General features: G+C 67.3%; 18 protein-coding genes. 1 reads left to right on the top strand and 17 read right to left on the bottom strand.

Going from position 1 to position 19671, the window contains the following annotated elements; all coding sequences use genetic code 11:
- Positions 1-321: 321 nt before the first annotated feature.
- Entirely contained in the window at positions 322-600 is a 279-nt protein-coding gene (locus C8261_RS09820) for an HU family DNA-binding protein (protein WP_107493537.1), read from the bottom strand.
- Between the two features lie 492 nt (positions 601-1092).
- Here C8261_RS09820 and C8261_RS09825 point away from each other — a divergent pair, with 492 nt between their 5' ends.
- On the top strand, positions 1093-3138 hold the full coding sequence (locus C8261_RS09825) for an LTA synthase family protein (RefSeq protein WP_219905179.1): 2046 nt from the start codon (positions 1093-1095) through the stop codon (positions 3136-3138).
- Positions 3139-3233: 95 nt separating this feature from the next.
- Here C8261_RS09825 and C8261_RS09830 read toward each other — a convergent pair whose 3' ends face one another.
- From C8261_RS09830 to paaG, 16 genes are all read right to left on the bottom strand, one after another.
- Positions 3234-3824, bottom strand: coding sequence for a hemerythrin domain-containing protein (locus C8261_RS09830; protein WP_107493539.1), 591 nt, complete (start codon positions 3822-3824; stop codon positions 3234-3236).
- Positions 3825-3944: 120 nt separating this feature from the next.
- On the bottom strand, positions 3945-4709 hold the full coding sequence (locus C8261_RS09835) for an ABC transporter ATP-binding protein (RefSeq protein WP_107493540.1): 765 nt from the start codon (positions 4707-4709) through the stop codon (positions 3945-3947).
- Positions 4706-6520, bottom strand: a complete 1815-nt coding sequence (locus C8261_RS09840; protein WP_107493541.1) for a branched-chain amino acid ABC transporter ATP-binding protein/permease — start codon at positions 6518-6520, stop codon at positions 4706-4708. The genes C8261_RS09835 and C8261_RS09840 overlap by 4 nt, the downstream gene beginning before the upstream one ends.
- Positions 6517-7554 (bottom strand): branched-chain amino acid ABC transporter permease, encoded by a 1038-nt coding sequence (locus C8261_RS09845; protein WP_107493542.1) that lies wholly within the window; start codon positions 7552-7554, stop codon positions 6517-6519. Before C8261_RS09845 ends, C8261_RS09840 begins: the two co-directional genes overlap by 4 nt.
- 125 nt (positions 7555-7679) lie before the next feature.
- Complete coding sequence (locus C8261_RS09850) at positions 7680-8828, bottom strand: ABC transporter substrate-binding protein (RefSeq protein ID WP_107493543.1); 1149 nt, start codon at positions 8826-8828, stop codon at positions 7680-7682.
- Positions 8829-8954: 126 nt separating this feature from the next.
- Entirely contained in the window at positions 8955-10172 is a 1218-nt protein-coding gene (gene pcaF / locus C8261_RS09855; RefSeq protein ID WP_107493544.1) for a 3-oxoadipyl-CoA thiolase, read from the bottom strand.
- A 66-nt stretch (positions 10173-10238) separates the two neighbouring features.
- Positions 10239-10874, bottom strand: coding sequence for a TetR/AcrR family transcriptional regulator (locus C8261_RS09860; RefSeq protein ID WP_107493545.1), 636 nt, complete (start codon positions 10872-10874; stop codon positions 10239-10241).
- A 265-nt stretch (positions 10875-11139) separates the two neighbouring features.
- A complete protein-coding gene (paaE, locus tag C8261_RS09865; protein WP_107493546.1) occupies positions 11140-12207 on the bottom strand; it encodes a 1,2-phenylacetyl-CoA epoxidase subunit PaaE in 1068 nt (355 codons plus the stop codon).
- Between the two features lie 34 nt (positions 12208-12241).
- Positions 12242-12733 carry a 1,2-phenylacetyl-CoA epoxidase subunit PaaD gene (gene paaD, locus C8261_RS09875; RefSeq protein ID WP_107493547.1) on the bottom strand — a complete coding sequence of 164 codons (492 nt, stop codon included), beginning with the start codon at positions 12731-12733 and terminating at the stop codon, positions 12242-12244.
- A gap of 250 nt (positions 12734-12983) precedes the next feature.
- Complete coding sequence (gene paaC / locus C8261_RS09880; RefSeq protein WP_107493548.1) at positions 12984-13754, bottom strand: 1,2-phenylacetyl-CoA epoxidase subunit PaaC; 771 nt, start codon at positions 13752-13754, stop codon at positions 12984-12986.
- A 16-nt stretch (positions 13755-13770) separates the two neighbouring features.
- Positions 13771-14058 carry a 1,2-phenylacetyl-CoA epoxidase subunit PaaB gene (gene paaB / locus C8261_RS09885; protein ID WP_102040662.1) on the bottom strand — a complete coding sequence of 96 codons (288 nt, stop codon included), beginning with the start codon at positions 14056-14058 and terminating at the stop codon, positions 13771-13773.
- Between the two features lie 227 nt (positions 14059-14285).
- On the bottom strand, positions 14286-15290 hold the full coding sequence (gene paaA, locus C8261_RS09890) for a 1,2-phenylacetyl-CoA epoxidase subunit PaaA (protein ID WP_107493549.1): 1005 nt from the start codon (positions 15288-15290) through the stop codon (positions 14286-14288).
- 52 nt (positions 15291-15342) lie between these two features.
- Complete coding sequence (gene paaK, locus C8261_RS09895) at positions 15343-16665, bottom strand: phenylacetate--CoA ligase PaaK (protein ID WP_107493550.1); 1323 nt, start codon at positions 16663-16665, stop codon at positions 15343-15345.
- Positions 16666-16733: 68 nt separating this feature from the next.
- Positions 16734-17198, bottom strand: coding sequence for a hydroxyphenylacetyl-CoA thioesterase PaaI (gene paaI, locus C8261_RS09900; protein WP_107493551.1), 465 nt, complete (start codon positions 17196-17198; stop codon positions 16734-16736).
- On the bottom strand, positions 17191-18672 hold the full coding sequence (gene paaH / locus C8261_RS09905) for a 3-hydroxyacyl-CoA dehydrogenase PaaH (RefSeq protein WP_107493666.1): 1482 nt from the start codon (positions 18670-18672) through the stop codon (positions 17191-17193). The genes paaI and paaH overlap by 8 nt, the downstream gene beginning before the upstream one ends.
- Positions 18673-18729: 57 nt before the next feature.
- Positions 18730-19557, bottom strand: a complete 828-nt coding sequence (gene paaG / locus C8261_RS09910; protein WP_107493667.1) for a 2-(1,2-epoxy-1,2-dihydrophenyl)acetyl-CoA isomerase PaaG — start codon at positions 19555-19557, stop codon at positions 18730-18732.
- Positions 19558-19671: the final 114 nt, after the last annotated feature.

Below are 19671 nucleotides of genomic sequence, written 5' to 3' on the forward strand. Positions count from 1 at the left end.
ACGCCGGAAGGCATGGCTCGGACGACCGCGCATCGGCACCAACCGGTTATCTCGATGCCAGACGATCGCAGGAACGAATGGAGTTCGACTGAAGGGAGGTCGGGGGCGATGGGGCTGTGGTTACAGTCCCTGGGGCCGGGTCAGGAAGGGCGTCACCGACGGTGACGGAACGCTTCGAGTACCACGATGGCCCTGCTGCTGCATTGCACAACGAGGCGCAGTGTACCCTAAAGGGCATAGCCGTGGGGAAAAATCCACCGCCGGACGTAAAAACGGCCCGGGCGGTGAAGCGCCGGGCCGCATGCAGCGAAGCAGGCAGGCTTACTTGCCGTTCACGGCAGCCTTGAGGGTGGCGCCAGCGGTGAACTTGGGCACGCTGGAAGCGGCGATCTTGATGGTCGCGCCGGTCTGCGGGTTGCGGCCGGTACGGGCAGCACGCTTGGAGACCTCGAAGGAGCCAAAGCCGGTGAAGGCGACCTTTTCGCCCTTGGAGAGCTGCTCGGCGATGATTTCGAGCACGCCGGAAAGGGCACGGTCGGCTTGCGCGCGGGAAACATCCAGGCGGTCGGCCAGGGCTTCGACGAATTCACCTTTGTTCATGCTTTATCCTCGATTGGTGTGAGTAGGACAGGAATACGGTTCTGCGCTCAGGATTCTAGCACTGTCGCGGCTTGCAGGAAGCAAACAATGCGATTTGCGAGGTCGGCGACGTAGATATTTTGTTCAAGGCGGGCGCTTCGTCATTAACCCGGCAGTCGGATACCGTTCGGGCCGAGCGCAGCAAGCCCCGCCGTGGGCGCGGCCAAACGAATCATTGAGTCAGCCACAGCAGTTTGCCCTGCAGTAGGGCGTTTATCGGCAGTGCCTCCGGGCCGGCTTAATCAGCTTCAGGGCGAACGGCGGGGCGCAGGGCCTTAACCCGCATTCTCACACCATCCCTGCTGCGGGTGCCGGTGCACTCGCCCTGGCACGCCGTACTCCCTCACGCCGCCTCGACCCCCTCGCGACGTGAGGGGATGAGAAATGCGGGTTAAGCCGGTCTTAAGTTTGCCATGCTGAACTGCGCCCGTCTCAACATCGGGCACATTGCGCGTGATCCAGCCAGACTCATCCCTCCGCCTCATCGACCGTTGGTGGTCCACCCTGAACCGCCTCGGCCCCTATGCACCATTGGCGATGATGGTGCTTGCCGGCCTTGCGGTGCTGACCGCCTCCCGCCTCGGGCTGATGCTCTGGCAGTGGGAGCGCGTCGCCGCCACCGGCATTGCCGGCACCATGCTGCTGCAGGGCCTGCGCGTGGATCTGATCCAGCTCGGCCTGCTGGTGCTGCCAGCGCTGCTGCTCGCCCCGCTGCTGGCCACCGCGCCGGGCTGGCGTCTGTGGCGCCGGCTGACCTGGCTATGGGCGGTGGCCGGGGTGACCGTGCTGGTGTTCATGGAACTGGCCACTCCGGCCTTCATCGGCGAATACGACACCCGCCCGAACCGCCTCTTCGTCGAGTACCTGAGGTACCCGCAGGAAGTGCTCTCCATGGTCTGGCTGGGATTTCGCGCCCACCTGCTCGCCGGCCTGGCGGCGACCGCGCTGGCGGCCTGGGCCATGCTGCGCCTGATGCGCCCCTGGCTGGCTGTCGAGCGCCGCGGCAGGCACTGGCAGCTGTGGCTGTCGTGGCCCTTCGTGTTCCTGCTGGCAGCCATCACCATCCGCTCCACCACCGATCACCGCCCGGCCAACCCGGCGCTGTTTGCGCTGACCACCGACCCGATGGTGAACAGCCTGATCCTCAACTCCACCTGGTCGGTGGCCCACGCCATCTACAACCTCAAGCATGAATCCGGCTCCAGCGAGATCTACGGCAAGATGCCGGTCGAGGAGATGCTGGCACTGACGCTGGGCGGACGCGGCCAGGCGGATGCAGGCCTGCGGCCCGTCACCCTGCCCGAAGCCGGACTGCCCACCCTGACCCGCCTTGAGCCAACCCGCCCGCGCGTACGCCCGCTGAACCTGGTGATCGTGCTGGAAGAGAGCCTGGGCGCGACCTTCGCGGCCTCGCTCGGCGGCCTGCCGGTAACCCCGGAACTGGAGAAGCTCAAGGAACAGGGCTGGTGGTTCGAGCAGATGTACGCCACCGGCACGCGCTCGGTACGCGGCATCGAGGCGGTCGTCACCGGCTTCCTGCCCACCCCGGCGCAGAGCGTGGTGAAGCTGTCGCTGTCGCAGACCGGCTTCTTCTCGCTCGCCGAACTGCTCGCCCGCCAGGGTTACCACACCGAGTTCATCTACGGTGGCGAGTCGCACTTCGACAACATGCGCAGCTTCTTCAAGGGCAACGGCTTTCAGCGCATCGTGGACCAGAACGACTACCCGGCACCGGTGTTCAAGGGCAGCTGGGGGGTGTCCGACGAGGATCTGTTCGCCCGCACCCACGAAGAGCTCAGCCGCCACCACGCCGCCGGCAAGCCCTTCTTCACCCTGGTGTTCACCTCGTCCAACCATTCGCCCTTCGAATTTCCGGACGGCCGCATCGCGTTGCACGACGCCGACAAGGCCACCGAAAACAACGCGGTCAAGTACGCCGACTACGCGCTGGGGCGCTTCTTCGAGCAGGCGCGCGCCAGCGACTACTGGCAGGACACCGTGTTCCTGGTGGTCGCCGACCACGACATCCGGGTGCGCGGCGACAGCCTGGTGCCGGTCGAGCGCTTCCACATCCCGGCGCTGATCCTGGGCGGCGACATCGAGCCGCGCCGCATCCGCACGGTGGCCAGCCAGGTGGACCTGCCGGTGACCCTGCTGTCGCTGATGGGGATTGCCGCCGAACACCCGATGATCGGCCGCGACCTCACGCGCGCCGCCGCGGACGAGCCCGGCCGCGCGATGATGCAGTACGAACAGAACTATGCCTGGATGGAAGGCGAGCGGGTGGTGGTGCTGCGCCCCGACCAGGCGCCCGCCCACGGCCGCTACGATCCGCAGCGCAAGCGCCTGGAGAACGGCGCCGCGCCGGACGACGGCGATGAGCTGGCGCGCCGCGCGCTCGCCCATGCGCTGCTGCCGGCCTGGCTGTACCGCGAACAGCGCTACCGGCTGCCGGAAACCACGGCCGCGGCGCGCCTGGCGCAGGCGGCGAACGACTGAAACGCCAGCGCAGCACGGCCATACAAACGGGCCACCGCGGCAAGCCGCCGATGGCCCGTTGCACTTATGGCGCCCGCTGACACGGGCGCAAGGACTCAATCGTCCTTGTACGGCCCCGCCCCGAGGCCGATCGGCGGTGGCGCGGCGGCAACCAGCTTCGAGAAGATGCGCTGGAAGTCCTCGGTTTCGCGGGTGCCGCCCATCGGATCGTTGTTCTCGCGGAATCCCGCCGCCACCGCCTCCCAGTCCTCGTCGGTGAAGTGCTTGCGGCACAGCGGCAGCACTTCGCGTTCTTCCAGCAGCATGTGGTTGCGGTAGAAGTCGGCGAAGTTCTCGAAGGCGCGGTTGAAGGCGTCGAAACCGTCGCGGTCGCCGCTGGCGTACAGGTGCAGCGCAGTCTCCAGTGCCTTGATGCGCGCCTCGCCGCCGGCGTGCTCCTGCTCCAGGCGCGCCATCGCCTCGGCACCTTCGTCGGTGCGCTGCTTGAGAAGGGCGAAGAGGTACTGGTCTTCCTTGGGGTGGTGGCGCTGCTCGGGATAGGCATCCAGGTAATGCACCATGGCGCGCAGCAGGCGGAAGTCCGGCGCAAGCTTGCCCTTGCCGATCTCCTTCAGCATGTAGCGCACCGCGTGCAGGATGGCGGCTAGCGACTGGTGTTCGTCCTCGATGATGCGTATGGCTTCCATGTTCTCTCGTCCTTGTGGGGCCGCCGCAGACTCCGACCGTTCGGGCTGAGCTGGTCGAAGCCCACTTGGCACACTCGCCCTTCGACTGGTTCGGGGCGAACGGTTATTGGTATCTGTCCGTCAGTGGCCAGCCAGCTTGTCCTGATGTTTTCCGCCCAGGCCCAGATAGGCCTCGATCACGCGCGGATCGTCGGCCAGCTTGTGCGCCGGACCTTCCATGGCGACCTCGCCGGTTTCCAGCACATAGGCGTAATCGGCGACCTGCAGTGCGGCGCGCGCGTTCTGCTCCACCAGCAGGATGGACACCCCGCGGCGGCGCAGCTCGGCGATGATGCGGAAGATCTCGCGCACGATCAGCGGCGCCAGCCCGAGGCTGGGTTCGTCGAGCATCAGCAGCTTCGGCTTGGCCATCAGCGCGCGCCCCACCGCCAGCATCTGGCGCTCGCCGCCGGACAGCGTGCCGGCGAGCTGGGTGCGGCGCTCCTTGAGGCGCGGGAAGATGTCGTAGACCTCGTCCATGGTCTGCGCGTGGTCGCGCTTGCCCATGCGGTAGCGCTGGAAGGCCCCCAGCACGAGGTTGTCCTCGACGCTCATCTCGCCGAACAGTTCGCGCTTTTCGGGCACCAGGTTCATGCCGCGCGCCACCATGCGCTCGACCTCGGGCACGCCCTCGATGCTGCCGTCGAAGTTCACCTGCCCGCGTGAGCCCAGCACCCCCATGATGGCCGACAGCATGGTGGTCTTGCCGGCGCCGTTGGGGCCGATGACGGTGACGATCTGCCCTTCGCCAACGCTGATGTTGGCGTTGTGCAGGGCCTCGACCTTGCCGTAGGACACGCACAGGTCGCGCACTTCCAGAACGTTGTTGACGGTCGCGGTGCTCATTCCACCCCTCCCAGATAGGCTTCCAGCACCGCCGGATCCTGTTGCACTTCTTCCGGCAGGCCCTCGGCGATCTTCTCGCCGAATTCCATCACCACCACGCGGTCGACCAGGCCCATGACGAAGTCCATGTCGTGCTCGACCAGCAGGATGCCCATGCCCTCGCCGCGCAGCTTCTTCAGCAGGCTGGCGAGCGCCTCCTTTTCCTTCAGGCGCAGGCCGGCGGCCGGCTCGTCGAGCAGCAGCAGGCAGGGGTCGGAGCACAGCGCACGGGCGATCTCCAGGATGCGCTGCTGGCCCAGGGCCAGCGCACCGGCCTCGTCGAACATGTGCTCGGCCAGGCCGACGCGCTCGATCTGGCGCGCCGCCTCGGCCAGCAGGCGGGCCTCCTCGGCGCGATCGAAGCGCCAGGCGGAACTGACCACGCCCTTGGAGCCGCGCAGATGGGCGCCGATGGCGACGTTCTCCAACACGCTCATGGTCGGCAGCAGCTTGACGTGCTGGAAGGTACGGCTCATGCCCATCGCCGCGATGGCGCGCGCACCGAGGCCAAGCACCGATTCACCGCGGAACAGCACCTCGCCCGAAGTCGGCGTATCCACCCCGGAGACCTGGTTGAACATGGTGCTCTTGCCGGCGCCGTTGGGGCCGATCAGCGCGAGGATCTCGCCGGCGCGCACCGAGAGGCTCATGTTGTTGTTGGCGACCAGGCCGCCAAAGCGGCGGGTGACATCCCTGGCCTCCAGCAGCACCTCGCCGGGCTGGGGCAGTTCGCGCCGCGGCAGTGGCTCGGCGGCCGCGTCGATGCGGCGCTGGGTGGCCTGCACCGGCACCACGCGACCGACCAGGCTGACCAGGATGGGCCACAGACCGCCGCGCGCCTTGTGCAGGATGAGGACCATCAGGGCGCCGAAGAAGATCACCTCGAAGTTGCCGCTGTGGCCAAAGAGCTTGGGCAGGATGTCCTGCAACCACTGCTTGAGGACGGTGATCACCCCGGCACCGACCAGCGCCCCCCAGACATGGCCGGCACCACCGACCACCGCCATGAAGAGGTATTCGATGCCGATGTGCAGACCGAACGGCGTCGGGTTCACGAAGCGCTGCATGTGCGCGTACAACCAGCCCGAGGCGCACGCCAGCAGCGCGGCAATGACGAAGATCACCATGCGCGAGCGCGCGGTATTCACCCCCATCGCCTCGGCCATCACCATGCCGCCCTTGAGCGCACGGATGGCACGACCCTCGCGCGAGTCGAGCAGGTTGCTCACCGTATACACACCGATCAGCAGGAAGGCCCAGATCAGATAATAGATCTCGTGGCCCTGTGACAGCTTGTAGCCGAACACGCTGATCGGCGGGATGCCGGTCAGCCCGGTGTGGCCGCCCAGCATCGCCATGGTGCCGAACAGGAAGTACAGGCTGATGCCCCAGGCGATGGTGCCCAGCGGCAGGTAGTGGCCGGAGAGCTTGAGGGTCAGCGAACCGAGCACGATGGCCACCGCCGCGGTGATCACCAGACCGGCGATCAGCGACAGCCACGGCGACCAGCCCAGCCAGGCCAGCCAGCCCGGCAGTTCAGTGGCGGTGGACAGCACCGCAGTGGTGTAGGCGCCGATGCCGACGAAGGCCGCCTGGCCAAAGCTGGTCAGCCCGCCGACGCCGGTGAGCAGCACCAGGCCCAGGGCGACCATGGCGTACAGGCCGATGTAGTTGAGCAGGGTGACGTAGAAGGGCGACAGGGTGAGCGGGGCGACCAGCAGCAAGGCCATGAACACCCCGAGCACCACGCGGGGAGAGAGCGTGAATTTCATTCTTCCTCCTCCAGGTGATGGCTCTTCAGCGAGCGCCACAGCAGTACCGGGATGATCAGCGTGAACACGATGACTTCCTTGTAGGCACTGGCCCAGAACGAACTGAAGGCCTCCAGCACGCCAACCAGCAGCGCGCCGGCCGCGGCGATCGGGTAGCTCGCCAGGCCGCCGATGATGGCGCCGACGAAGCCCTTCAGGCCGATCAGGAAACCGGTGTCGTAGTAGATGGTGGTGATCGGCGAGATCAGCACGCCGGAGAGCACGCCGATCAGCGCCGCCAGGAAGAAGGTCAGCTTGCCCGCCAGCGCCGGCGAGATGCCCATCAGGCGCGCGCCGGTGCGGTTGATGGCGGTGGCGCGCAGCGCCTTGCCGTAAAGCGTGCGACCGAAGAACAGCGCCAGGGCGACGATCAGCACCAGCGAGGAGAGCACCACCCAGATGGTCTGGCCGGTGATCATCATCGGGCCGACCTCGAAGCGCGCCTCGGAGAACGGCGGGGTGCGATAGCCTTCGGCGCCGAAGAACAGCAGGCCGAGGCCGACCATGGCGACGTGCGCGGCCACCGAGACGATCAGCAGGATCAGCACCGGGGCTTCGGCAATCGGCTGATACACCAGGCGGTACATCATCGGTCCCAGCGGCACCACGATCAGCAGCGTCGCCAGCACCTGCAGCGGCAGCGCCAGGTCGCCCAGCGGCAGCGCGGAGAGCACCCCCAGCAGGGCCAGTGGGTAGATGAGGTTGATGCCGGCGATGGCGCCCAGCCTGCGCACCTGCCCGGCACGCAGCGCAGCGATGCCATCGAGCACGGTCACCGCGATGCCGGCGAGGATGAGCAGCCAGATGGTGCCCGGCACGTTGCCGTTTTCCATCATCGCCAGCGTCAACGCGCCGTAGGCAACGAACTCACCCTGCGGAATGAAGATCACCCGGGTCACCGCGAACACCAGCACCAGGGCCAGCGCCAGCAGCGCATAGATGGACCCGTTGGTGATCCCGTCCTGCCCCAGGATAAGGGCAATTTGCAAATCCATGGACGAACCCTCCCGCCCCACCCGCGGCCTGTGCCCCGTGGTGCGGTCTAATTCCCTGCAAACACAGAAACTTGTCGGAGCGCAGGCGGCAGCACGGTGGCCGCCGCCCGCGGTTCAGGCCGGTATTACTGCACCAGCTTCCAGGCGCCGTTCTGGATCTGCACCATCACGCGTGCGCGCTGGTCCAGGCCCAGGTGGTCGGTCGGGCTCATGCTGAAGATGCCATGAGCGGCGGGCGCTTCCTTGACGTTCTCGAGCGCATCGCGCAGCGCCGCGCGGAACTCGGCGGTGCCCGGCTGGGCGGTCTTCAGCGCCACCGGAATGGCAGCCTGCAGCAGCACGCCGGAGTCCCAGGCATGGGCGCCGAAGGTCGACACGCTGCCCTTGCCGTGCACGGCCTCATAGGCGTTGATGTAGGTCAGCGCGCTGGCCTTCACCGGGTTGCTGTCGGGCAGTTGCCCGGCTACCAGCACCGGGCCGGCGGGCAGGAAGGTGCCTTCACAGTCGCGCCCGCAGACACGCAGGAAGTCGTTGTTGGCGACACCGTGGGTCTGGTAGATCTTGCCGGTGAAGCCACGCTCCTTGAGCGCCTTCTGCGGCAGCGCGGCCGGCGTGCCGGAACCGGCGATGAACATCGCGTCCGGGCGGGCGGAGATCATCTTCAGTACCTGGCCGGTGACCGAGGTGTCGGTACGGTTGAAGCGCTCATTGGCGACGATGCGGATGCCGCGCGCTTCGGCGATGGCCTTGAACTGCTCGAACCAGCCTTCGCCGTAAGCGTCGGCGAAACCGATGAAGCCCACCGTCCTGACGTTGTTGTTGGTCATGTGTTCGACGATGGCGGTGGCCATCTGGGCGTCGTTCTGCGGCGTCTTGAAGACCCAGCGCTTCTTGTCGTCCACGGGCTCGACGATGCGGCTCGATGCCGCCCAGGAGATCATCGGCGTGCGCGTCTCGGCGGCAACGTCGATCATCGCCAGCGAGTTCGGCGTGGTCGTGGAGCCGAGCACCACGTCGACGCGGTCTTCGGAGACCAGCTTGCGGATGTTCTTGACCGCCGACGAGGTGTCCGAGGCGTCGTCGAGGATGATGTAGTTGATGCGCTGGCCGGCGATCTCCTGCGGCATCAGGGCAACGGTGTTGCGCTCGGGGATGCCCAGCGAGGCGGCCGGGCCGGTGGCCGACACGGTAACGCCGACGGTGATCTGGGCGTGCGCCGCGGAAGCGGCAAAGGCAAGGCCAAGGGCGGCCAGCAGGGTCTTCTTCAGCTTCATGGTGTCTCCTCCTCGTGGTTATGTGCAGTAGTCGGGATCGAGGCTGCCCGGCTACTGGTGGCGAAAAATTATCACATTACTAATTCGTTTGAACATGACGAATTGTGAAGATCGCGCAGGTGTCGTTCACACCCGTTCGATGATCATCGCGATGCCCTGACCGACGCCAATGCACATGGTGCACAAGCCATAGCGCCCACCACTGGCTTCGAGCTGACGCATGGCGGTGAGCACCAGCCGCGCCCCGGACGCACCCAGCGGATGGCCCAGCGCGATGGCCCCGCCATTGGGATTCACCTGCGCGGCATCGTCGGGCAGGCCGAGCTGGCGCATCACCGCCAGCGCCTGCGCGGCAAAGGCTTCGTTGAGCTCGATGACATCCATCTGCGCCAGGCTGAGGCCGGCTTTTTCCAGCACCTTGCGCGAGGCCGGCGCCGGACCGATGCCCATGATGCGCGGCGCCACTCCGGCGGTGGCCATGGCGACGATACGCGCGCGCGGCCTCAGGCCATGGCGCGCGGCGGCCGCCTCGCTGGCGAGCAGCAGGGCCACCGCGCCGTCATTGACGCCGGAGGCATTGCCGGCGGTAACGCTGCCGTCCGCGCGCACCACGCCCTTGAGCCTGGCCAGCGCCTCCAGCGTGGTGGCGCGCGGGTGCTCGTCGGTGTCCACCACCACGGGATCGCCCTTCTTCTGTGCGATGCTCACCGGCACGATCTCACCGCTGAAGAAGCCGCGCTGTGCAGCGGCGGCATAGCGCAACTGGCTCCTCAGCGCGAAGGCGTCCTGGTCGGCGCGCGCGATGACGAAGTCGCCGGCGACGTTCTCGGCGGTCTCTGGCATCGAGTCGATGCCGTACTGCGCCTTCATCAGCGGATTGACGAAGCGCCAGCCGATGGTGGTGTCCTCGATCTTCGCAGTGCGCGAGAAGGCACTGTCGGCCTTGCCCATGACGAAGGGTGCGCGGCTCATCGACTCCACCCCGCCGGCGATCATCAGCTCGGCCTCGCCGGCACGGATGGCGCGTGCAGCGGTGCCGGTGGCATCCATGCCGGAGCCGCACAGGCGGTTCAGCGTCGAGCCCGGCACGTCGATCGGCAGACCGGCGAGCAGGCCGGCCATGCGCGCAACGTCGCGGTTGTCCTCGCCGGCCTGGTTGGCGCAGCCGTAGTAGATGTCGTCCACCGCCGCCCAATCGACCCCGGCATTGCGCTCGATCAACGCGCGGATGGGGATGGCGGCAAGGTCGTCGGCGCGCACGCCGGCGAGCGCGCCGCCGTAGCGACCGATCGGGGTGCGGATGCCGTCGCAGATGTAGGCGTCCCTGAGGCTCTTGTCACTCACGTCTCACTCCTCCTTGCGGGCGCGGCAGTCTTCTCCGCCGCCTGCGCCCCGTTTCACGGCACGGCGCTAATGCGCCGGACTCTTTTCCTTGTGCTTCATCACATCCTTGTCCACCAGCCCCCTGATGCCTTCGAGCACGATGCGGCAGACCACCGGTGCCATGTCGGCATGGGTAAAGCGGCCGTCGGCGCGCAGCCAGGTGAAGGTCCAGTTGATCATCCCGAAGAGGATCATTGCCACCGGCTTGTCGAGGTGGCGGCGCCGGAGCCCGGGCTCGACACGCTCCACCGCCTCGGCAAAGGCCGCCACCACGCGGCGCTGCTTGGCCGTGACCTGCTCCGCCTGCTCGGCCTGAAGGAACTTGACGTCCTGCACCAGCACCATGTGGCGGTGCTGGGAGTGCCCGTACTCGTCCATGAAGCGGGTCAGCAGTGCTTCGAGGTGGGGTTGCGGCGCCAGCGCGGCGGCCTTCACCCCGGCGACGATGTCGAGCAGCTGGTCCATGTAGCTGTCGGCGATGTCGAAGAGGATGTGCTCCTTGTCGCGGTAATAGTGATAGAGCAGCGGCTTGGAGACGCCGCAGGCCTTGGCCAGCTCGGCCATCGACGCATTGGGGAAGCTGCGCATGGCAAACAGGCGTGCGGCCTCGGCCAGGATGGTGGCGCGCTGCACTTCGAAGGTGGGGGCTTTTCCTCGGGCCATGATGTTCAGACGGATTTCGAGCGTTGCGGGAAAGGGGACGCGCCAACGGCCCGGCAATCAAACACCGTTCGGGCTGAGCCTGCCGAAGCCCGGTCGACACCAACGCCCTTCGACAAGGCTCTCCTGAGCACAGCCGAAGGGCTCAGGGCGAACGGTTTCAGATGCCTCGCCGCCGGGCGCACGAACCGCGCGTCGTGGCGGAATTCTCCGCCACGCCCGCGACCATACACGCTCGAAGCCCTCAGCTCCACTGTGGTCTTTCCCCTCAGCGCTCGTCGAAACTGATCACCACCCGCTCGGTGAGCGGGTGGGCCTGGCAGGTCAGCACATAACCTGCGTCCACGTCGGGCTGCTCCAGCGTGTAGTTCTTGTCCATGCGCACCTTGCCTTCCACCACCTTGGCGCGGCAGGTGCAGCACACCCCGCCCTTGCACGAGTACGGCAGGTCCATGCCGGCGCGCAGCGCCACGTCGAGGATGGAGGGATCGCTGGCATGGAACTCCATCTCGCGGCGCAGGCCGTCGGCCACCACCACGATGGTGGCCTGCGGTGCATCGCCCGCCTCGACGTGATGCGCGGGGGCGGCATCGGGCACGCCGAAACGCTCCAGGTGGATGTGCTCGGCGCTCAGGCCGGCGCCCAGCAGCGCGGCTTCCACCTCGTCGATCATCGCGCCGGGGCCGCAGATGAAAGCTTCGTCGATGGTATCCGCCGGCAGCAGGGTGTCCATGAAGGCCGCCACCTTGGCGGCATCCAGGCGGCCGTTGAACAGCGGCACTTCCTGCTCCTCGCGGGAGAACAGGTTGTACAGCGTGAAGCGCGCCAGATAGCGGTTCTTGAGGTCTTCCAGGGCCTCGGCGAACATCACGCTGGCCTGGCGGCGGTTGCCGTACACCAGGGTGAAGCGGCTCTGCGGCTCGGCCGCCAGCGTCGTCTTGATCAGCGACAGGATGGGGGTGATGCCGCTACCGGCGGCAAAGGCCACGTAGTGCCGGGCCTGCGCCGGGTCGAGCGGGGTGTGGAAGCGCCCCTCCGGGGTCATCACCTCCAGCACGTCGCCCACCTTGATGCCGCCGTTGGCCCAGGTGGAAAAACGCCCGCCGGCTACCTTCTTGATCGCCACGCGCAGTTCGCCATCGTTCACGCCGGCGCAGATGGAATAGGAGCGGCGCAGCTCCTCGTCACCCACACGGGCCTTCAGGGTGAGGTGCTGGCCCTGCACGAAGCGGTAGTCCTCGGCCAGTGCGGCCGGCACCTCGAAACGCAGGCTCACCGCGTCGGCGGTCTCGCGCCGCAGCTCGGCAATTTTCAGGGAGTGGAATTTCGGCGTCATGGGTTGTCTCCGGCAAGCGTCTGCGCGCTCTCGCTCAAATGGGTTTGAAGTATTCGAAGGGTTCGCGGCAGGCGCGGCAGCGGTACAGCGCCTTGCAGGCCGTGGCGCCGAATTCGGACAGGCGTTCGGTGTCGGTGGAGCCGCAACGCGGGCAGGTCTGCGCCTTGGCCACAAAACGGATCGGTTGCGCGCCGCCCACCGCGGCCTTGCCCGAGGGTGGCGCGATGCCGTAGGCGCGCAGCTTGTCGCGTGCGGTCTCGCCGATCCAGTCGGTGGTCCATGCCGGATCGAGGCGGGTTTCGATGTCCACCTCCCCTGCCCCGGCCGCCTGCAGCGCGGCGCGGATGCTCTCGGCGATCACCTCGGTGGCCGGGCAGCCGGAGTAAGTGGGCGTCACCACCACGCGCAGGCCGTCCTCGCCACAGGCGAGCTCGCGCACGATGCCGAGCTCGACCACCGAGACCACCGGGATCTCGGGATCGGGCACGCCTTCGAGCACCTGCCAGGCCTGGGTTTCGCTCAGCATTCTTGCTCTCCAAGACGCTTGGAGAAGCCGTAGCGAGCGGGCCGCGGCCGACGCGAGAAGCGCAGCCGTACAAGAGGTACGGCGAGCATCGCAGGGGCGGCCCCGCTTCGCGCAATAGGCCTATTAACCCGGCAGTCAAATACCGTTCGGGCTGAGCCTGTCGAAGCCCAGTCGACACGAACGCCCTTCGACAGGCTCAGGGCGAACGGGGTAGCGCATTTCGTTGCCGGGCTAATATCCATGCGTCGGCTCACCATTGCGCGCCGGGGTAGGTCCGCTGCATGTACTGCATGGTCGCCAGCAAGTGGCCCATGTGCTCGGAGTGGCGGCCGAACTTGCCGTAGGTCCTGAACGGCGTGCGTGCCGGCACGGTGAGCGTGGCCTCATTGAGCACCGGCACCACCAGGGCCTCCCACTCGGGCTCCAGGCTGGCCCAGGCCGGGCCGATGCCGGCGGCTGCCACCGCATCGTCAGCCGGGTTGGCGGCGAAGAACTCGGCGGTGTAGGGCCACAGGTAATCGAGCGCGGCTTGCGCCCTGGCGTGCGAGAGCTCGGTGCCGTCGCCCAGGCGGATCACCCATTCGCCGGCGTGGCTCAGGTGGTAGCGCGCCTCCTTCAGGCTCTTGGCGGCAATGGCGGCCAGTTCCGCGTCGCTGCTGGTCGCCAGACGCTGGTAAAGCAGCACCTGGAAGGCGGCGAAGAGGAAGTTGCGCACCACGGTACGGCCGAAATCCTCGTTGGGCAGCTCGGTGAGCGTGACGTTGCGGTAGTCGCGCTCCACGCGCAGGAAGGCGAGCTGGTCCTCGTCGCGGCCCTGGCCTTCCAGCTTGCCGGCGTGGGTCAGCAGCAGGCGCGCCTGACCGATGAGGTCGAGCGCGGTATTGGCCAGCGCCATGTCCTCTTCCAGCACCGGCGCGTGCCCGCACCACTCGGACAGGCGCTGGCCGAGAATGAGCGCGTTGTCGCCCATGCGCAGCACGTATTCAATGTGCTCCGGCGTTGCGATGTTCTGTTGGGTCATCGGTCTCTCCCCCGCTTCACATGTGATTGACTTCGTCGGGCAGGGTGTAGAAGGTCGGGTGGCGGTAGATCTTGTCTTCCGCCGGGTCGAAGAGCTCGGGCTTGGCGTCCGGGTCGGAGGCGACGATGTCGCTCGCGCGCACCACCCAGATCGACACGCCTTCCTGGCGGCGGGTATAGACGTCACGCGCCACCTGCAGCGCGAGCCTGGCATCGGGCGCGTGCACGCTGCCGCAATGCTTGTGATCGAGGCCGTTCTTGCTGCGGACGAAGACTTCCCACAGCGGCCATTCCTTGCGTTCCATTCAAATCTCCTAGCCGCCAAAGGCGGCGCTGTAAGCTCCTCCCCCCTTCAAGGGGGGAGGCCGGGAGGGGGGATGGGTTTCGGTTCAGGCTGTGCCGGACCTCAAGAAACCCATCCCCACCCTGTCCCGTCCAGTGCCGGCTTTGCACAGCCGGCCCGTTCAGCCGGCGCGAAGCAGTGCTTCGCGAAACCCCGGCTTCACCCCCTTGAAGGGGAGGGAGAAAACCCTCAAGCCGCGACTTTCTCCCGCGCCGCCTGCTTCCGCGCATGCTCCAGCGCCGCCTCGCGCACCCATGCCCCTTCCTCCCAGGCTTTGCGCCGTGCCGCGATGCGGTCCACGTTGCACTGCCCGTGGCCATTCACCGTGGACCAGAACTCCTCCCAGTCGATGGCGCCGAAGTCGTAGTGGCCGCGTGCCTCGTTCCATTTCAGGTCCGGGTCCGGCAGGGTAATGCCCAGCACTTCGGCCTGCTTCACCGTGGCGTCGACGAACTTCTGCCGCAGGTCGTCGTTGGAGATGCGCTTGATGCCCCAGCGCATCGAGGTTTCCGAATGCTGGCTGTCCTTGTCGTGGGGGCCGAACATCATGATCGACGGCCACCACCAGCGATTCACCGCGTCCTGCACCATCTCGCGCTGCTCGGGCGTGCCCTTCATCATCTGCAGCAGCAGGTCGTAGCCCTGGCGCTGGTGGAAGGACTCTTCCTTGCAGATGCGCACCATGGCGCGCGAGTAGGGGCCGTAGCTGCACTTGCACAGCGGGATCTGGTTCATGATCGCCGCACCGTCGACCAGCCAGCCGATCACGCCGATGTCCGCCCAGGTCAGCGTCGGGTAGTTGAAGATCGAGCTGTACTTGGCGCGACCGTCGAGCAGGGCTTCGTAGAGTTCGTCGCGCGACACGCCCAGGGTTTCGGCGGCGGCGTACAGGTAGAGGCCGTGGCCGCCCTCGTCCTGCACCTTGGCGAGCAGGATGGCCTTGCGCTTGAGGCTGGGCGCGCGGGTGATCCAGTTGCCCTCAGGCAGCATGCCGACGATTTCGGAATGCGCGTGCTGGCTGATCTGGCGCACCAGGGTCTTGCGGTAGGCCTCGGGCATCCAGTCCTTGGCCTCGATGAAGCCGCCGGCGTCGATCTTGGCGTCGAACTCGGCCTGGTAGTCGGCGTTCTCGACCACGCGCGGGCCTTTCGGCTCGCCCTTGGGCTGGGGAATGTCCAGAGCTTGTGTATACATGTATGTGCTCCTTCTCTGTGGGGGGGCGCCGGCCATGCCGGCGCATGCAATGTCAGCCCTTCGGCCGGCGATCGACGACCCGCTTGGCCTTGCCGATGGTGACCCGCTCGATGCTGAAGGGCTCGCCGACCTGCACCTTGGCAGACACGCCGATGAGGCTCTTGATGTGGTGGGTGAGCTCCTTGGCGAGCGCTTCCTTCTGCTCCGGGTGGCGGCCGACGCCGGCTTCCGGGTTGATCTCCACCTTCACGGTGAGGGTGTCCATGTGACCCTGCTTGTCCACTTCCAGCAGGTAGTGCGGGGCCAGCTTGGGGATCTTGCAGATCAGTTCCTCGATCTGCGTGGGGAACACGTTCACCCCGCGGATGATCAGCATGTCGTCCGAGCGCCCGGTGATCTTGGCCATGCGCCGCATGCTGCGCGCGGTGGGCGGCAGCAGGCGGGTGAGGTCGCGGGTGCGGTAGCGGATCACCGGCATTGCTTCCTTGCTGAGCGAGGTGAACACCAGCTCGCCCTCCTCGCCGTCGGCCACCACTTCGCCGGTTTCCGGATTGATGATCTCGGGGTAGAAGTGGTCTTCCCAGATGGTCGGACCGTCCTTGGTTTCGACGCACTCGTTGGCTACCCCCGGGCCGATCACTTCGGAGAGGCCGTAGATGTCCACCGCATCCATGCCGGAGCGCTCCTCCATCGCCAGGCGCATCGCCGGGGTCCAGGGTTCGGCGCCGAAGATGCCGATCTTCAGCGAAGTGCTCTTCGGGTCGATCCCCAGGCGCTCCATCTCGTCGAGGATGGTGAGCATGTAGGACGGCGTCACCATGATGATCTTGGGCTTGAAGTCCTGGATGATCTGGATCTGCTTCTCGGTCTGCCCGCCGGACATCGGCACCACGGTACAGCCCAGCTTCTCGGCGCCGTAGTGCGCGCCCAGGCCGCCGGTGAACAGCCCGTAGCCGTAGGACACATGCACCATGTCGCCCGGCCGCCCGCCGGAGGCGCGGATGGAGCGCGCCACCACGGTGGCCCAGGTGTCGATGTCGCGCAAGGTGTAGCCCACCACCGTCGGCTTGCCGGTGGTGCCGGAGGACGCATGCACGCGGGCGATCTTCTCCATCGGCACCGCGAACATGCCGAAGGGGTAGTTGTCGCGCAGGTCGTGCTTGGTGGTGAACGGGAACTTGGCCAGATCCGCCAGCGACTTCAGGTCGTCCGGGTGCACGCCCTTGTCGTCGAACTTCTTGCGGTAGTGCGGCACGTTGTCGTAGGCGTGGCGCAGGCTCCACTTCAGGCGTTCGAGCTGCAGCGCGCGCAACTCGTCGATACTGGCCTTCTCGATCTGGTCGAGCTGCGGCGGGGCAAAGCTGTTGATCGGCATCCTCACATCCTCCTCGTTGTCGTCAATGCGGCAGTTCTGCGTCCGCCGTCATAATACTCTTGGCATAACTACAACTCGACCACCGGCCGCCCCTTGAGGCGGTAGGACTTGCCGCGCATCACCGCGATCAGCTCGCCCTTCTGGTTGCTCACGGTAATGTCGTACACCCCGGTGCGCCCGGCCACGAAGACCTCGCGCGCGGCAGCGGTGAGCAGGTCACCCGGACGACCCGGGGCCATGAAGTCCACGCTGACGCCGGAGGCCACCGTCTGCTCGTTGCCACTGTTGCAGGCATAGGCGAAGGCGGTATCGGCGAGGGTGGTGATGAAGCCGCCGTGGCAGATCTGAAAACCGTTGAGCATGTCGCCACGCACTTCCATGGTCATCGTCGCCCGGCCCGGACCGACATCCACGAAGGCCATGCCCAGGCCGCGCGCCGCATGATCGCGCTCGAACATGCCGTCGCGCACGCGCTCGGCCAGGGTCTGCGGATCTAGCCCGCCGCTGATGTCCCGAAAAGTTGCCTCACTCATGAAAGCTCGCTCCGGTGATGGCCTTGCGTTGCAGCAAGGGCGAGGTACGGTAACGGGTATCGAAGTAGTGTGCGGCCAGATTGGCAAGCACGCGGGCCACGCTGGCCACGCCGATCTCGTCGGCCCATGCCAGGGGCCCCTTCGGATAGTTGGTGCCGAAGCGCATCGCGGTGTCGATGTCCGCCGCCGAGCCGATGCCGGCGAGCACCGCATCGGCGGCCTCGTTGGCCAGCATCGCCACCGTGCGCAGGCCCACCAGGCCGGCCACGTCGTCCACGCGGGTCACCGCCAGGCCGGCGGCCTGCAAGGTGCCGGCCACCGCACGCCAGGCCCCGGTGCCGCACTGCTCGGCCACCGCCAGCGTCAGGCGCGGCGTGGTGGCGTAGTCCAGGCAGAGGTCGAACAACACCAGATTGGGCACGCCCTCTTCCGCCGCGCGCCGGGTGGCGGTACGGCCGTCGGAGAGCACCAGCCGGGCGCCGCCAATTTCCAGCCAGCCGGCGCCGTGCGCGGAACTTCCCGGCTTGCGCTGCACGGCGATGCCTGCCGCCTCCAGGCGGGCGATCAGCGCCCCGGCAACGCCCAGGTCGCCGACCACGGCCACCATGGTTTCGCCCTGCTGCGCCGCCTCGGTCGCCGGCAGGGGGCGCGCGGCGCCTTCCGCGTAGTCGTAGAAACCGCGTCCGCTCTTGCGCCCCAGCCGCCCGGCGAGCACCAGTTCCTGCTGGATCAGGCTGGGAGTGAAGCGCTTGTCCTGGAAGTACGCGTCGAACACCGAGGAGGTCACGGCGAAGTTCACGTCGTGACCGATGAGGTCCATCAGTTCGAAGGGCCCCATCGGGAAGCCGCAGCCTTCGCGCAGCACCGCGTCCAGCGTGGCGACATCGGCCGCGCCTTCGCCGAGCACGCGCAGCGCTTCGGCGTAATAGGGGCGGGCGACGCGGTTCACGATGAAGCCCGGGGTCGATTTCGCATGCACGGCCACCTTGCCCCAGGCGCGCGCGGTGGCATGCAGGGCGTCGGCAACCTCCGTGTCGGTGGCGAGGCCGGAGACCACCTCCACCAGCTTCATGACCGGTGCCGGGTTGAAGAAGTGCAGACCGGCGACCCGCCCCGGGCGGGCCAGCGGAGCGGCGAGCGCGGTGATCGACAGCGAGGAGGTGTTGCTGGCGAGGATGGCGTCGGCCCCCAGCAGACCTTCCAACTCGGCGAACAGCGCACGCTTGACCGCCAGATCCTCGACGATGGCTTCCACCACCAGCCCGGCGTCGCGCGCCGCGCCCAGTTCACTCACCGGCAGCACGCGGGCGGCGGCGGCCTGTGCGGCTTCGGCGCTCATGCGGCCCTTGGCGGCCAGCTTGTCGAGTGCCGCGACGATGCCGGCACGGCCCTGGTCGGCCGCCTCGGCACGGCTGTCATACAGGTAAACGGTGTGGCCGGCCGCGGCCGCCACCTGGGCGATGCCGCTGCCCATGGCGCCGGCGCCGACCACCAGCACCTTCAGGTCGGGGGAGAGTGCTGCACTCACCGTTCAGTCCCCCTTGAAGCGCGGCGCGCGCTTTTCCATGAAGGCGGCCACGCCTTCGCGGTAGTCGTGCGAGCGGCCGCACACAGTCATGGCGTCGCGTTCGCGGTTCAACTGGGATTCGAAATCCTCACCATCGCTGGTCCAGATCAGGCGCTTGGTCTGCGCATAGCCGAAGGTCGGCCCCTGCGCCAGCGTGGCGGCGACCTGCTGCACGGTAGGCAGCAATGCCTCGTCGTCCACGCACTTCCAGATCAGGCCCCATTGCTCGGCCTGTTCGGCCCCCAGCTTGTCGCCCAGCAGGGCCAGGCCCATGGCGCGCGCCGGGCCGAGCAGGCGCGGCAGGATCCAGGTGCCGCCGGTATCCGGGATCAGGCCGAGCTTGGCGAAGGACTGGATGAAGCTCGCCGAGCGCGCGGCGAACACCAGGTCGCAGGCCAGCGCGAGGTTGGCGCCGGCACCTGCGGCAACGCCGTTCACCGCAGCGATCACCGGCAGGTCGAGCGCACGCAGCGCGAGCACCAGCGGCTTGTAGTTGCGTTCGACGGAGGCGCCGAGGTCGGGGGCCTCGTCGCCGGCCGCCACGGCGCGGTCGGAGAGATCCTGGCCGGCGCAGAAACCCCGCCCGGCGCCGGTCAGCACCAGCACGCGGACGCTACCGTCGGCACGCCCGGCGCGCACCGCGGCGAGCGCCGCACGCACTTCGGCGTGCATCTGATCGTTGAAGCTGTTGAGCCGCTCGGGGCGGTTCAGGGTCAGCGTCGCCACGCCTTCGGCCACCGTCAGGGCGATGGTCTCGAAAGGCTGGGCCGCGGCACTGTGGGCAGTGCTCATGAGGGTCTCCTCCATCCTTGTTCTTTTACGCGCCGTGGGGCACGCTGTCTCTTCCATGCCGGGGCTTGATGCCCTCTGTCCGGTCTCTGCAAAGTCGTTTGACCGACCGGTCAA

The sequence above is a fragment of the Pseudothauera lacus genome (assembly GCF_003034845.1).
Classification (GTDB): Bacteria; Pseudomonadota; Gammaproteobacteria; order Burkholderiales; family Rhodocyclaceae; genus Pseudothauera; species Pseudothauera lacus.

Excerpts from the sequence above, each read along its gene's own strand:
- C8261_RS09850 (WP_107493543.1), bottom strand. The coding sequence starts at position 8,828 with ATGAAGCTGAAGAAGACCCTGCTGGCCGCCCTTGGCCTTGCCTTTGCC.
- paaE (WP_107493546.1), bottom strand. The coding sequence starts at position 12,207 with ATGACGCCGAAATTCCACTCCCTGAAAATTGCCGAGCTGCGGCGCGAG.
- paaB (WP_102040662.1), bottom strand. The coding sequence starts at position 14,058 with ATGGAACGCAAGGAATGGCCGCTGTGGGAAGTCTTCGTCCGCAGCAAG.
- paaI (WP_107493551.1), bottom strand. The coding sequence starts at position 17,198 with ATGAGTGAGGCAACTTTTCGGGACATCAGCGGCGGGCTAGATCCGCAG.
- C8261_RS09845 (WP_107493542.1), bottom strand. The coding sequence starts at position 7,554 with ATGGATTTGCAAATTGCCCTTATCCTGGGGCAGGACGGGATCACCAAC.
- C8261_RS09835 (WP_107493540.1), bottom strand. The coding sequence starts at position 4,709 with ATGAGCACCGCGACCGTCAACAACGTTCTGGAAGTGCGCGACCTGTGC.
- paaG (WP_107493667.1), bottom strand. The coding sequence starts at position 19,557 with ATGAGCACTGCCCACAGTGCCGCGGCCCAGCCTTTCGAGACCATCGCC.
- paaA (WP_107493549.1), bottom strand. The coding sequence starts at position 15,290 with ATGTATACACAAGCTCTGGACATTCCCCAGCCCAAGGGCGAGCCGAAA.
- paaD (WP_107493547.1), bottom strand. The coding sequence starts at position 12,733 with ATGCTGAGCGAAACCCAGGCCTGGCAGGTGCTCGAAGGCGTGCCCGAT.
- C8261_RS09860 (WP_107493545.1), bottom strand. The coding sequence starts at position 10,874 with ATGGCCCGAGGAAAAGCCCCCACCTTCGAAGTGCAGCGCGCCACCATC.
- paaK (WP_107493550.1), bottom strand. The coding sequence starts at position 16,665 with ATGCCGATCAACAGCTTTGCCCCGCCGCAGCTCGACCAGATCGAGAAG.
- C8261_RS09840 (WP_107493541.1), bottom strand. The coding sequence starts at position 6,520 with ATGAAATTCACGCTCTCTCCCCGCGTGGTGCTCGGGGTGTTCATGGCC.
- C8261_RS09820 (WP_107493537.1), bottom strand. The coding sequence starts at position 600 with ATGAACAAAGGTGAATTCGTCGAAGCCCTGGCCGACCGCCTGGATGTT.
- C8261_RS09830 (WP_107493539.1), bottom strand. The coding sequence starts at position 3,824 with ATGGAAGCCATACGCATCATCGAGGACGAACACCAGTCGCTAGCCGCC.
- paaH (WP_107493666.1), bottom strand. The coding sequence starts at position 18,672 with ATGGGCAGCGGCATCGCCCAGGTGGCGGCCGCGGCCGGCCACACCGTT.
- paaC (WP_107493548.1), bottom strand. The coding sequence starts at position 13,754 with ATGACCCAACAGAACATCGCAACGCCGGAGCACATTGAATACGTGCTG.